Raw genomic sequence first — 15,048 nt, 5'->3', positions numbered from 1 at the left:
GATGCAAAAGCCCTTGTGGATGCATTACCTGAAACGATCCAGGCAGAAAAAGATGCCTTGGATACACGCTTAGACGGCTTAACAGATCCAGAGATACCAGCTGTAAGCTTTGCTTATGATGACAATGTAAATCTAGATATGGGGAGTGAAATCACAACAACCGAGACAGCTGTTGTTGATGAGAATGTTCAAGTGATTAATTTACTTGAATCAACTGGCGGTGCGGATGCAGGAACAGAAGTGGTACTTTCTGGTTCTACAAATAGCCTTGCAATTTCAATTTCACAAACATCATTACTTGCAGTAGCCGATGCGTATCGTGTTGATGTTTTAGATGAAAATGGCAATATTGTGTATTCAGCAGTCACCCAGGACTCTGAATTAGTCGGTGATGTTGCTGGGTTAGATATCTTAGGTATTACTGGTGACAATACATTAACTGCAAATGTAACAGGTCTACCAGCAGGTACATATCATGTCGTAGTGAGCAATGACGCAAGTGCATTAACGAATTTACTTGATACAGATGGTGGTGGTGTTTCACTTCAAGAACTTGGTGATGCTGGTGTGTTGTTAGGTGCTGATAATCAACAAGTCATTCTTGATGCTGTTAGTAATGCTTTAGGTGGTGGTGCGATCGCAACATTGGTGACAGATATCATATTACCGCCTGTGCTCGCTTTAGTGAATGGTCTACCAGTAGATGAACTTGTTGGTGCATTAAACGAAAGTCTCTTAAGTAATGCTAATGCGATTTCTATACTCGGTTTCAGTGTAACTGGTTTGTTAGATACAATTGTTGATGCAGCAGCAACTGCGCTGCTTTCCAATACCTTGACCTTATTGCAGCAAACCACGATTACGACACAAGTAACTTCCACAACATTTGAAAATAATACTGTGGAGGATAATGTCTTGGCCAATGATGAGGGTGGTACTTTAGCAACGGTTACTCAAATCCAATTTGGAGTAGAAACACCTCAAAGTGTGAGTGCGGCTGGTACAACAATCAATGGAGAGTATGGTGTTTTAACCATTTATTCTAATGGGTCATATACTTATGTTGGGAACGGTGAATTTGCATCTATCGGACAATCAGAAGTATTTACTTATACAGTGTTAAATGGAGATGGAGTAACTACTGATACTGCAACTTTAACTATTAATATTTTGGATCGTTATGCGCCTGATGCACCTACAGTTAATCCAATAAATAATATTAATGATATTACAGGTACCGCAGAAGCTGGCTCAACAGTGATTATAACTACTGAGGGTGGTAATGAAATTGGCAGGGCAGTAGCAGGGAGAGATGGTTTATGGTCAATCCCAAATCCAGGCTTAACAGATGGAACAATACTGAATGCCGTAACCATTGATCTAGCGGGTAATCCTTCTCAAGCCGCAAGTACAATCGTTGATGCCCAAGCTCCAATAATAACTCTTGTGACAAATACAACAGGTGATAGTACGCCAACTTTGCAAGGTGCAATTAATGATCCTACTGCAACAGTTGTTGTGACTGTAGATGGCATTAATTATGCAGCAGTAAATAATGGTGATGATACATGGACACTTGCTGATGGCCAGCTTCCAGAATTAGCTGATGGTAGTTATAATGTTACTGTGCAAGCTATTGATGTCGCAGGTAATGAAAGTACAATTACAGAAAGTTTAGTGGTTGAGGCGGTTCTATTTGCCAATGACGATTTAAATAATGTGAATGTACTAGACACGGTTGTCGAAAATAATCTGACCAATAGTGGTTTTATTTTTGGATTAGCTTCCGCTGATGTGTTATCGGGGCTAGCTAAGATTAATTTAAGTGCGGGCGCATTTAACTTCACGGTTGAAGCTGATACGACTCAAGATGTTTCGATAGATGTGAGCGGTGCAACAGGTGTAGATTTAAGTGCATTAATTACCTCAATCGGAGCACTATTCGGTCAAACACTTTCTGCAGATTTAATGCTGGTGAATCTTGATAGTGGTGAGGTTGTGGCAACAGCAGCTAATGCTCTTCAGCTAACTCCAGCAGTACTGACTACTGTGATGAGAGCAGACAATATTGAGTTTACTAGTATCCCAGAAGGTAATTATACGATTGCTTTCTCTACTCCATCGGGTAATGGTCCTCTAAGTCAGTTGTTAAATGCGATTGCTGATGTAGGACTACTCAGTGGTGTTAGAATCAATATAGATGCATCAACGCAATATTCGACAGCAGATGCTATAGGTAATGTATTAGCGGGTGGAACGGGTACGGATGTAGCAGATATCGGTGATGGTATGAAGGTGACAGAAGTCATTTCTGCTGAAACGACATATGCCGTCAATACGCCAATCGCAAACATAGGAGAGACAGCAATTGCAGGCAGTTACGGTATTCTTTATATGCAAGCAGATGGGTCATACCGTTATGTAAGTAATGGTGATGCCAATGATGTAGCTAAAGTTGATACATTCACGTATACAGTAGCTGATGCAGCTGGTAATACCTCGCAAGCCTATCTTAATATCCGTACTGATGCAGAAGGTGCAACGATTATTTGGAATGAAAATGATCTTCAAGCTGATGGGGTGATTACTGTAAATGCACTTGATGATGAGACAACTGTATCAATTGCCCAAATTAATACAGTCAGTGAGCTGTTATCAAAAGTTGAAGTTGTAGGTGCTCAGGCTACCGGAACTAATGGACCTGTTACAGGAAAGATTATTACTAATACAACTTGGACAAATACCTATACGCTCTCAGAAAGCTTTAATATCACAGAAAATACTGTAGCTAATGGAACATTAACTGTTACAGCTGAATTATTAGGTACGGTATTGAATAACTCTGTAACTGAGAATTGGGGGAGTGTTACTGCGACTTACACACTTACTGGTCAAAATGGTGAAGTGACATCGGGTATTTTAACTTTAACTGCGAATAACTCAGTGTCTGATGGTTATTATACAGCAAGCATTCCACTTAATGATTTAATTGCGGGTGATTATGTACTTAATGTTAATGTGGAAAATATAACCACTAATACAGGTGTGGGAGTAAGACCTGCAAATAATGGTGAGTTTACAGTTGATACAACACTTTCAGTGATTGAAACTTCGTTAAATGACTTTACAACTATAGAGGGTATATATAGTGAAGAGGGTAATTTACTGGAAGATGATATCGTTTCTAATATAGCGACTTTCACCATTCAACAAGGCGCAGAAATATATCGCTTTGAAAATGGGCATATTTACCAGAATGATGTTTTGCTGCAGAATCAGGATTCTGTAAATATTACTGGTACTTATGGAATATTAAATGTTGAAGCAAGTGGTAAATACACTTACACAACGCAAGATGGCAACAGTATTGGTCAAATAGAGAGCTTTACTTATACTGTAAATGATGTGGGCGGTTTATCTGATACTGCGAACCTGAATATTGGAATAGGCGCTTCAATTACAGGCAGCCGTTATGATGATAGTTATTCAAGCCATGTAGGCGTAGCAGATACTGTTATTTATAATGTACTTGAAGGTGCAGAAACAGATGCAACCGGCGGAAATGGTACAGATATCTGGACTGATTTCAGCCTGAATGAAGGTGATGCAATTGATATAAGTGCATTGTTAACAGGGGCAAATGCAGAGAATATTAGTGAATATATTTCTGTAGAAGTAAATGACAACAATGCCACAGTGATATCAATTGATCGTGATGGAGCTGGTACACAGTTCCAAGATAAGGTTGAACTTATTACTCTTGAGGGTGTGAATACGAACTTGGAAGAGTTGCTTTCAAATGGTCATATCATTTACTAAAACTAAGATAATTATTTAGAAAATGACTAACACAAAGAGGCTTCTCGAAGCCTCTTTGTTCGTTTATACAGATAAAAAGATTTTTTGATCAATTTCAGAAAGATTAAGGGATTTGATCAGTAGTGAATAAATATCAAACTCTTATTGGCATGACCTGTTCAAAAATAAGTTTTTAATTTACTTAAAAAATATAAATAAATTTCATTAAAAAATTTTGAATAATTATTAAGATTTTGATATTTATATAAATTTCATTTTTAAACTACTTAATAATATATAATTTATATTAAAAACAAACAATTTATATAAAGAGGTGTAATATATTCTCCATATAAGTGTGATTAAGGCGACACATTTAATGTCTATCTCCCAATTATCCAAGGCTGTATATACATGCTTGGCTGCTTTGCTATTGGCAAATACTGCTACTCATGCTGCGGATGCATTTAGTACAGAAAATCCATGGATGTTAGGCGACTGGAATGGTCAGCGTACTCAACTTCAACAACAAGGTTATGATTTCAGTTTTGGTTATACCGGTGAAGTAGCAACACTCATTGATGCTAAAAACTCATCTGATCACGGTACTGAATACGCCGACCAGTTTGCAATCGGGGCCCATCTGGATCTGGAAAAAATTGCAGGATGGAAAGATACCGAAGCACAAATTACAGTGACTCAGCGTAACGGTCGTAACTTATCCAATACTGCTGAAGCGCTTGATGGACACTTAAGCTCGGTGCAGGAAGTATGGGGACGTGGTCAAACCTGGCGTTTAACTGACTTCTGGATCAAGAAAAAATTCCTGGATCAGAAACTGGATGTCAAAGTTGGTCGCTTTGGTGAAGGTGAAGACTTTAACAGTTTTGATTGCGATTTCCAGAACCTGGCATTGTGTGGTTCACAGGTAGGCAACTGGGTCGGTGACCAATGGTATAACTGGCCAGTATCACAGTGGGCAGCACGTGTGAAATACAACGTCACACCTGAAATCTTTACCCAAGTGGGCGTCTATGAATATAACCCTGAGAATCTGGAACGTGGCAAAGGTTTTAACCTGAGCACAGACGGCTCTAAAGGCGCGATCATTCCTGCAGAAGTGGTGTGGACACCGAAACTGGGTGAGCAAAAACTGCCAGGTGAATATCGTGCCGGTTATTACTACAGTACCGCTGATGCCAAAATATTTGATGGCGTGACTCCACAAGATGAACAAACCCAAAATGGTCATCATCACGGGGGGTGGATTGTAGCTAAGCAACAGCTGACTTCACATCAAGGGGATACATCACGTGGTTTAAGCGGTTTCGTGAACGTCACTGTTCATGACTCTAAAACCAACCAAGTTAGTGATATGCAAAATATCGGTCTTGTCTACAAAGGTGCGATGGATGCCCGTCCACAGGATGAAATCGCTTTGGGTGTTGCCCGTATCCATATGAACAATGATGTATTGGGTAACCGTAGTGAAGAAGTCGATGCGGAAATCTATTACGGCATTCATGCAACTAACTGGCTGACCATCCGTCCAAACCTGCAATATGTCCATCATGTCGGTGCATATAAAGACGGTGAAAATGTCTGGGTGGGTGGAATCAAGTTTAATACGTCGTTCTAATCGGAGTTTTTAGTTGCAAATACACAATTGATTCTTCCATTACTTTGGGGCATTGATGAACTGATACTCCAAGTATTCATGTATTTATAACTAAGAACTTAACAATATGGTGCTCATGCATTCGAATTGCATGAGCGAAAAGAAATCTTATAAAGGTGTTCAATATGAGTACTTCGTCTTCAGGTTCAGTACTGAAAACGATTATGGCAGTCATTGCTGTTATTTTCGGTCTGGTACTACTGATCGGAGGGATTTACCTGGCAGTACTTGGTGGGTCTTGGTACTACATCATTGCCGGTATTTTCTTTATTGCGACCGCAGTGTTATTACATAAACAGAAAAGTACAGCACTGATCGTATACGCCGTGCTGATTTTAGGCACAGTGGTATGGGGGCTATGGGAAGTTGGTTCGGACTTCTTCGCACTCGCACCTCGTTTAGACATTTTAGGCCTGTTCGGTTTAGCACTTCTCATTCCAGCCGTGACGCGTGGTTTTGGGGAGACGAAAGGTGCCAAGATTGCACTCACCAGTACTTTGGCAATTACCATTGCGGTAATGATCTATTCTGTGTTTAATGACCCGCAAGAAATTCGTGGTGAGCTAAAATCGCAGCAGCCTGCAGTGCATCAGTCTATTCCCGGTATTGCTGACGAAGACTGGCCAGCCTATGGCCGTACTCAATCTGGTCTACGTTATTCTCCATTGAAACAGATTACTGCTGATAACGTAAAAGATCTGGAGCTGGCTTGGGAATTTCATACCGGTGATGTAAAAACGGATAAAGATTCTGGTGAAACTACGAATCAGGTAACCCCGATTAAAGTGGGTAATAACCTGTTTATGTGTACCACTCACCAGTACCTGATTGCACTTGATCCTGCGACGGGTAAGGAAAAATGGCGTTTTGATCCTAAGCTGAAAGCGGACAATACCTTCCAGCATTTAACTTGCCGTGGGGTGTCTTATTATGATGCCAATAACACTGCCGGTTTTGAAAGTAGTCTAGCTGCTCGTTCTTCAACGTCTGCCGAATGTCCTCAGAAAGTAATCTTACCAGTGAATGACGGACGTTTGGTGGCGGTCAATGCAACTACTGGTAAGGTATGTTCCGACTTTGGTAATAACGGCGAAGTCGATCTGCAAAAAGACATGCCATTCCCATATCCAGGCGGTTATAACCCGACTTCACCTCCTGTAGTGACGGGTACGACCATTATCATCGCTGGTTCAACCACAGATAATTATTCAACTGAAGAACCTTCAGGTGTCATTCGCGGTTATGATGTGAATACTGGTGAATTGCTCTGGGTATTTGATACGGGTGCAGAAGATCCAAATGCGATTCCTGCTCCAGGGCAAAAGTTTGTACATAACTCACCAAATGCATGGGCACCTTTAGCTTATGATGCCAATCTGGATATTGTTTATGTACCTACAGGTGTCGGTACACCAGATATCTATGGTGGTCATCGTACTGAACTGGACGAGCGTTATGCCAATTCAATGCTAGCACTGAATGCCTCTACTGGTAAATTAGTCTGGAACTTCCAGACTACCCATCATGACCTATGGGATATGGACGTACCAGCTCAACCAACATTGACTGATATCAAAGATAAAAACGGGAATATGGTGCCAGCCATCTACGTGCTGACCAAGACTGGTAATGCCTTTGTATTAGACCGTCGTAATGGTGAAGCTATTATACCAATCACTGAGAAACCGGTGCCTCAATCTGTAAAACGTGGTCCACAAACTAAAGGTGAGTGGTATTCAAAAACTCAACCGTTCTCTGACTTCAACCTGGCTCCTCAAGATAAATTGACGGATAAGGACATGTGGGGTGCCACCATGTTTGATCAGTTAATGTGTCGTGTATCGTTCAAAAAACTGAACTATGACGGTATTTATACACCACCCTCTGAAAACGGGACGCTGGTCTTCCCGGGTAACCTGGGGGTATTCGAATGGGGCGGTATGTCTGTGAATCCAGACCGTCAAATTGCATTGACCAACCCAATTGGTTTGCCATTTGTATCTCGTCTGATTCCGCAAGATCCGAACCGTAAGCAGACTGCCAAAGGTGCAGGTACTGAAGCGGGGGTACAGCCAATGTATGGGGTGCCGTATGGTGTTGAAATCAGTGCCTTCCTGTCTCCATTTGGCTTGCCATGTAAGCAGCCTGCATGGGGCTATGTGGCGGGTGTAGATCTGACCACCCATGAAGTTGCCTGGAAACGACGTATTGGTACGATTCGTGACAGTATGCCGGGTATTCCATTACCCCCATTTAAAATGGGTGTGCCAATGCTCGGTGGTCCAATCTCGACTGCGGGTAATGTGATGTTTGTTGGTGCAACTCAGGATAACTATATCCGTGCCATCAACGTAAACAATGGGGATGAGTTATGGAAAGGTCGTCTGCCAGCAGGTGGTCAAGCCACTCCAATGACTTATGAAGCTAACGGTAAACAGTACGTGGTGATTATGGCGGGTGGTCATGGTTCCTTTGGTACCAAAATGGGCGACTCTTTAGTGGCCTATGCATTACCAGACAACAAATAATGAAGTTTTGTAGTTAAGTAAAAAAGCCTGATTCGTCAGGCTTTTTTATGCAGAATACAGGCTGTTATAACAATGAATCTTAACCAGCAAATTATGATTGGTCAGATGAGCATGTTTATAAACATGATGCACTGATCTCATGCTGCTGAGCATTCGAGATACAGCAAAAAAACACTTTATAAATATTTTGGCTTCCATGACATGCGTAGACGCCAGACTTCAGGAATATAAGCTATGTACCTTTATATAAGACGGTTACCGATGAAATCAACGTTGTCCTGCCTGATCGCCTGTATCAGTCAAGGCATTCATGCGGAAGAACCGGTGACAGAGGTACAGCGACTGGCACCCATCGTGGTTGAAGCAACCCGTATTGACCGTACATTACTAAACACTCCGGCTTCAGCTTATTACCTGAGTCAGAGTCAGCAAAATAGCCTGAATGTAAATCTCTCTGAAAGCTTAAAAGGGATACCGGGCTTACAACTGAATAATCGTGAAAACTATGCCCAAGATCTGCAAATTTCCATGCGAGGCTTTGGTGCCCGCTCAACATTTGGTGTGCGTGGTGTGCGTTTATATGTCGATGGTATTCCTGCAACCATGCCGGATGGGCAAGGGCAAACTTCCAATATTGACTTAAATAGCCTCGATCATATTGAGGTACTGAGCGGCCCATTTTCATCCTTATATGGGAACTCATCAGGCGGAACCATTCTGACGACGAGCCGTGAAGGGCAGGGACCTGATTCAGTCACTTTAGGATATTCAGGTGGCAGTCAGAATAAAGGTCAAACGAACCTGGTACTACAAGGTGGCTCAGATAATGCTTCTGAACCAAGCTATATCATCAGTTCATCTTATTTTGATACGGATGGTTTCCGTGACCATAGTGGTGCACATAAAGTACTGAACAATGCCAAGCTGACTTGGGATCTGGAGGATGGCTCTAAAATTAACTGGGTCAATAACTATGTCAAAATTGCAGCAGATGATCCAGGTGGTTTAACACGTGAACAATGGCGAGCAAATCCTAAACAGGTGGCAGCAAATGTACTGCTATATAATGCACGTAAAGAAATTGAGCAATTTCAAACTGGATTAACCTGGAACAAGCCGATCAATGATCAGCATGAATTGTACGGTATGGCGTATTGGGGGCAGCGTGAGGTTACCCAATATCAGTCTATTCCTAAATGTAGATTTGAAAATAACATTTGTGTGCCAGATACTAGTCAATTAGCTGCTAAACATCCAGGTGGGGTAATTGATTTTGACCGTCAGTTTTATGGGACTGACTTGCGTTGGACAGGCAAGGATATTCTACCTAATATCAAACTGATTGCCGGTGTCGCCGTAGATGTCATGACTGACGATCGTAAAGGCTATCAGAACTTTGTCGGTGATGTGCTGGGTATTAAAGGCGAGCTGCGCCGTGATGAAGACAATACCTTATGGAATGCTGATCCATACCTGCAGGCCTCTTATAACTTTGCTCCAGATTGGACATTGGATGCCGGGCTACGTTATAGCAATGTGCATTTTAAATCGGATGATCATTACTTAAGTAATGGCGATAATTCAGGTAAAACTACTTATGAAAAATTATTGCCTTCAGTCGCGCTAAGCTGGCAGATTCTACCCGAATTGATGGTCTATACCAGTTATGCACAAGGCTTTGAAACGCCGACCTTTACTGAAATGGCTTACCCAGCAAATGACAGTAATGAAACCCTTGGTTTAAAAGCGGCTGAAAGTGAAACTTATGAGCTAGGATTAAAATCTGCGAATCGCTTTGGTGATATGACCTTAGCAGCATTTCAGACTCAAACCAAAAATGACATTGTTTCTGCGGGAAGTGATGGCGGGCGCTCAACGTTTCGTAATGCAGATAAAACCTTAAGAAAAGGACTGGAACTATCCTGGAGTAAAGACCTGTGGCGAGATCTGACTGCTCAAGTCAGCTATAGCTATATCGACGCCACGTTTGATGCAGATATTCCTGCAATTCTTAATGATGAAGGAGAAATTATAGTATCTAGAGTGGCATCTGGTAACTACATTCCGGGGATTGCCAAAAATCAGGCTTTTCTTGCTTTAGGCTGGAAACCTGAAAATGGTTTAAGTACGGGTGTAGATGTGCGTTATTCAGACAAAATTTATGTTAACGACATTAACTCGCAATATGCGCCAAGCTATACCGTGGCTGGTGCCAATGTTGGCTATCACTGGAATATGAAAGACTGGTCTGTCAAAACTTTTGCGCGTGTAGATAATTTGTTTGATAAAGACTATTCAGGTTCGGTGATTGTCAATGAAAGCAATGGCCGTTTCTATGAGCCGGCAGAAGGGCGAAACTGGAGTGCCGGATTGAGTATAACCAAAGCGTTTTAATTAAAATAATTTGTGGCTGCTCAATTTTCAAAATAAAAAATCCCACTTCTTGAGCGGGATTTTTTTATATTTAAGCTTTGACCAGTTGATCAGAGGATTTGAGATAAAACTAGATCGTTTGCTGATTCACTCGTTTCGATAATTCCTCGGCACTTTCGACCCGTTCAGAATATCGATCGGTGAGATAAGCAGATTGACCGCGGGTGAGGAGAGTGAACTTGTAGAGTTCTTCCATCACATCCACAATGCGGTTGTAATAAGGCGATGCTTTCATGCGACCATCCTCTTCAAATTCGAGGAAAGCTTTGGGTACAGAAGACTGATTTGGAATGGTGACCATGCGCATCCAGCGTCCTAAAATACGCAACTGATTCACTGCATTAAAGGATTGTGAACCACCACAAACCTGCATCACGGCCAGTGTCTTGCCTTGGGTCGCACGAATTGCACCTGCTGCCAGAGGAATCCAGTCAATTTGGGCTTTTAAAATCGAACTCATCGAACCATGACGCTCCGGTGAACACCAGACCATGCCTTCTGACCAGGCCAAAAGTTCATGCAGTTCTTTTACCTTAGGATGATTTGTATCTGCATCCTCAGGTAAGGGCAATCCTTTGGGATGGAAGATGCTGACCTCGGCGCCAAAATATTCCAGTATCCGGCCGGCTTCCTGAACAGCAAGTCGGCTATAAGAGCGATCACGGTTTGAACCATAGAGCAGCAGAATGCGAGGTGGATGATCCAGCGCTTTGGCCTGAACTTTGTTCAGTGTCGGTGTTTCTAGTAGATTCATATTGATATTCGGGAGATCCATCGGGTTATGCCTCTTTAAACACTTTTTTTCTTAGCCATAATGAAACGCTGACCAGCGCAATCAGAACTGGAACTTCAACCAGAGGACCAATCACGGTGGTGAATGCCACAGGGGAGGCGAGACCAAAAGTGGCAATCGCAACTGCCAGCGCTAGTTCAAAATTATTACCGGCAGCGGTAAAAGAAATAGCCGCAGTTTTGGGATAATCATTGCCCATCCACTTACTCATAAAGAAGCTGATAAAGAACATCACCACGAAATAAATGGTCAAGGGAATGGCGATTCTGAGTACATCCAGTGGCAAGCTGACCACATCACCGCCTTTAAGGCTAAACATGGCAACAATGGTAAATAACAGGGCCAGCAAGCTCAGAGGACTGATTTTTGGAATAAACTGCGTTTGATACCATTCCAGACCTTTTTGCTTGACCAGAATCAAACGCGTCAAAAAGCCCAGCAAAAATGGAATACCCAGATAAACTAGAACCGCGTGGGTAATCGTCCAGAAGCTGACATCAATCACCTGTGCTTCAACACCAAAATAAGGCGGCAAGAAGGTCAAGAATAGCCAAGCATAAGTACTGAAAAACAGAATCTGGAAAATGCTGTTAAATGCCACCAGTCCGGCAACATACTGGTTATCACCGCACGCCAGACCATTCCAGACCAGCACCATGGCAATACAACGCGCCAAGCCGATCAGGATGACACCGGTCATATATTCAGGATAGGATTGCAGGAAAATCAGCGCCAATGCAAACATCAGGCAGGGTGCAATCAGCCAGTTTTGAACCAGAGACAGGGTGAGCGTGCGTTTATCCTTAAATACCTGCGGTAAGGTGGCATAGTCCACTTTGGCAAGTGGTGGATACATCATGATAATCAGACCGATGGCAATCGGAATATTGACCGAATCAATACTCATCCGGTCTAAAGCAATCGATGCCTGAGGAAAGAAAACCCCAATCCCGATCCCCAGCAGCATGGCGATAAAAATCCAGATAGTCAGATTTTTATCTAAGAATGACATTTTTGAAGCAGACATGATATTGGACTCAGGATAATTCACAAGATGTTGAAATGGTGGATTTTGATTTTTGAATTTCCGGATCTTGTGCGATGACTTTTAATATTTCATTTGCCCAGACCGGCAAATCAGGATTTAAACGGTAATAAACCCATTGCCCTTGGCGTTGATCCAACAAGATGCCCAGATTTCTCAATAAAGCCAGATGACGGGAAATTTTGGGTTGGCTCAGATTTAATTGTTCTGTGAATTCACAAACACAGACATTCTGTTTGGCCATGACCAGCTTTAAAATATCTAAACGTGTTGAATCGGCAAGACATTTGAAAAAATCGGTCTGATGCATCGCGATATCCTGATATATTTACTATTGCGAATATACGGATATCCATATATAAAAGCAATATTGTTTATGCACTGAGAAAAGTCATGTCGCAAAAGATCAAGATTTATCATAATCCCGAGTGTGGAACCTCTCGAAATACCTTGGCCTTGATCCGTAATACCGGTGAGGAACCACAGGTGATTGAATATCTGAAAACACCACCGACCAAAGAGGAACTGATTCAGTTAATCCAGGATGCGGGTCTGTCGGTACGTGAAGCGATTCGTAAAAATGTAAAGCACTATGAAGAACTGAACTTGGAAAGCAGTGATTGGACAGATCATCAATTGATTGATTTCATGCTGCAACATCCGATTTTGATTAATCGTCCATTTGTGGTGACTGAACTGGGTGCGAGATTGTGTCGACCATCAGAAGTGGTTTTAGATATTCTTTCCGCTCCGCAGCGCGCAGCTTTTAGCAAGGAAGATGGGGAAATGATCATTGATGAAGCAGGGAAACGGTTGAAATAAATTCCAGAATTGAAGACGATAAATCAGATCACAAAAAAGCCACTGTAAGGGTGGCTTTTTATTTCAAGCTAAAATGACACATAGCTTGTCATTAGCATGATAATAGAATCAGTGGTTTAGTTCTTCTAATAGGTCATAATGACACTATGCTGCGACTCAACCGATGTCATTATGAGTGTAAAACGATTTAACCTCTGTCATTTTTCGAAAATGGTTCTTAGACTGCATATTCATATTTTAATGGACATTAAATCTCTTAGAGAAGTGAACAGAGATTCCTATCTTACTTGGACGCTTTAAATGGTTTCTAACATTTTTTGTTATTCCCAAGTAGAAATGTCCTACCTTAAAACTAAATAGAAATGTCCTATACAGACATTTCCAAGTCAAGCACAGGATTTAGATTTCGTTGTTGAATTGCTGTTTTCTGTGCACGTCTGCTTGGCATCTTTTGAGAACGATTGCGTTTATTTTGTTGTTCTAGTTCTTCATGCTGCTGTTGAATATGGGCTAATACAGAACCCAAACGTTTATTTTCAACAATCTCTCGCTGGTTGAGCTGACTTAATTTATCGAAGATGCTGTAATTGATTTTTCTTCCCTGATATTCAATCGCGACTGTACTATCCGGGTATTCCAGAAACTCAAGATACTTACCAATCAATCTTTGGTTTTCTTCCGTGTTTTCCAGGAGATATACGCATTTATCATAAGTGATCGTCAGGCTATTCGTGACTCTGCGGGGTTCACGCCAGGTAAAAATATCATCTAATTCTTCGGCTGTTTCAGTGACAGTCCGGTGTAGATCCTTGGGATTAAAGGCCATCTTGGCAAACTTCTGATTGAACTGCTCAATGAAGCAGGGTAGCCAGGCATTGGCTTCGGCAATCGAACTGATGCCTTCCAGACGCATTTCTTTGATCAGACGGTCCTGAAGCGTTCTATTGGCTCGTTCTACACGGCCTTTGGCCTGTGGTGAATTAGCGAAGATAATATCGATATTCAGGGTGCTGAGTACGCGCCCAAACTGGGTAATCTTGGTGTCTTTCTTACTGCTTTGATTCACCCTGAAGACTGAATGTTTATCGCTGTAGAAGGCTAAAGGCTTACCATGCTGCTCAACATACAAACGTGTTGAAATCATATAGTCAAAGGTTGATTCCGACTCACAGAAGCGTAAATGCTGTAATTTGCCTGTGGCATCATCGATAAATACCAGCAGACAGCATTTAGGGGCTCGACCTTCAAACCAGTCATGGTGTGAGCCATCAATTTGAATCAGTTCACCATAACAGTCCCGGTTATAACGAGGCTGATACGGGCGTTTCAGACGCTTGGCGCGAGGAATCCATAAATCGGCTGCAATCATCCAGGAACGCAGTGTTTCCACTGAAATATCAAAGCCATGAACGGTGGTGAGCTTTTCATGCGCTAAAGTGGGTCCGAAACCATGCAGTTGATCAGAAACAATATTGAGGCACTTGAGTCTGAGCTCTTCAGGAAGCCTGAAATTGCTGATTTGACCACGACCGGCATGGGCTAATGCAGCTGGGCCTTGAGCTTTGTATTTCTGCAGTAAACGTCTGATCTGACGCTCTGAAATATGAAGTAGCTGAGCAGCTTGGGACTGGGTTATGCGTTGATCACAGATTTCCTGCAAGACCGACAATCGTTTAAGTTCTTTATCCGACATAGACACCAACATATCAAACCGTCCGCTAAGAAAATTGCAAAAGCGCATATTCTAAAAGCGGACATTTTTACTTTGGAGAAACCGGACATTTCTACTTTGGGCTTACAATTTTTATTTCGTATAATCGCCATTATGTTAAATGGGGGGTTATTTAGTGGAAAAATCTACTTTTTAAAATTGTAAATAAGAGATTTTATGTTAAATATCATCTCAGGGTTGATCCTAGACAGTATCCTAGAAAAACGATCGGTAATACCC

The 15,048-nt window shown here is 41.9% G+C and carries 9 protein-coding genes; 5 read left to right on the top strand and 4 right to left on the bottom strand.

Annotation, left to right across the window (positions count from 1 at the left end):
• The 4 genes from F899_RS15690 to F899_RS12520 all read left to right on the top strand — a co-directional run.
• Positions 1 to 3,819 (top strand): beta strand repeat-containing protein (locus F899_RS15690; RefSeq protein ID WP_005223117.1); only part of this gene is annotated, 3,819 nt, incomplete at its 5' end.
• Between the two features lie 358 nt (positions 3,820 to 4,177).
• Positions 4,178 to 5,437, top strand: coding sequence for a carbohydrate porin (locus tag F899_RS12530; RefSeq protein WP_005223116.1), 1,260 nt, complete (start codon positions 4,178 to 4,180; stop codon positions 5,435 to 5,437).
• Positions 5,438 to 5,601: 164 nt separating this feature from the next.
• The gene (locus F899_RS12525; RefSeq protein ID WP_005223115.1) at positions 5,602 to 8,004 is read left to right on the top strand and encodes a glucose/quinate/shikimate family membrane-bound PQQ-dependent dehydrogenase; all 2,403 of its coding nucleotides are present in this window, start codon (positions 5,602 to 5,604) and stop codon (positions 8,002 to 8,004) included.
• Positions 8,005 to 8,238: 234 nt separating this feature from the next.
• On the top strand, positions 8,239 to 10,398 hold the full coding sequence (locus F899_RS12520; protein WP_004814585.1) for a TonB-dependent receptor: 2,160 nt from the start codon (positions 8,239 to 8,241) through the stop codon (positions 10,396 to 10,398).
• A gap of 109 nt (positions 10,399 to 10,507) precedes the next feature.
• Here F899_RS12520 and arsH read toward each other — a convergent pair whose 3' ends face one another.
• From arsH to F899_RS12505, 3 genes are read right to left on the bottom strand one after another with little or no spacing between them, the layout of a single operon-like run.
• A complete protein-coding gene (gene arsH, locus F899_RS12515; RefSeq protein ID WP_004814588.1) occupies positions 10,508 to 11,212 on the bottom strand; it encodes an arsenical resistance protein ArsH in 705 nt (234 codons plus the stop codon).
• 4 nt (positions 11,213 to 11,216) lie between these two features.
• Positions 11,217 to 12,257, bottom strand: coding sequence for an ACR3 family arsenite efflux transporter (gene arsB, locus F899_RS12510; protein WP_004814591.1), 1,041 nt, complete (start codon positions 12,255 to 12,257; stop codon positions 11,217 to 11,219).
• Between the two features lie 10 nt (positions 12,258 to 12,267).
• Positions 12,268 to 12,585 carry a metalloregulator ArsR/SmtB family transcription factor gene (locus F899_RS12505; protein WP_004814594.1) on the bottom strand — a complete coding sequence of 106 codons (318 nt, stop codon included), beginning with the start codon at positions 12,583 to 12,585 and terminating at the stop codon, positions 12,268 to 12,270.
• Positions 12,586 to 12,668: 83 nt separating this feature from the next.
• Here F899_RS12505 and arsC point away from each other — a divergent pair, with 83 nt between their 5' ends.
• Complete coding sequence (gene arsC, locus F899_RS12500) at positions 12,669 to 13,097, top strand: arsenate reductase (glutaredoxin) (RefSeq protein ID WP_004814597.1); 429 nt, start codon at positions 12,669 to 12,671, stop codon at positions 13,095 to 13,097.
• Between the two features lie 367 nt (positions 13,098 to 13,464).
• Here the strand turns inward: arsC and F899_RS12495 are convergent, their stop codons facing one another.
• Positions 13,465 to 14,790 carry an ISNCY family transposase gene (locus F899_RS12495; RefSeq protein ID WP_082180210.1) on the bottom strand — a complete coding sequence of 442 codons (1,326 nt, stop codon included), beginning with the start codon at positions 14,788 to 14,790 and terminating at the stop codon, positions 13,465 to 13,467.
• Positions 14,791 to 15,048 lie beyond the last annotated feature (258 nt).

Source organism: Acinetobacter sp. CIP 101934 (assembly GCF_000369585.1).
GTDB classification, from domain to species: Bacteria; Pseudomonadota; Gammaproteobacteria; order Pseudomonadales; family Moraxellaceae; genus Acinetobacter; species Acinetobacter schindleri.
This window is presented reverse-complemented; position numbering and strand designations above follow the sequence as displayed.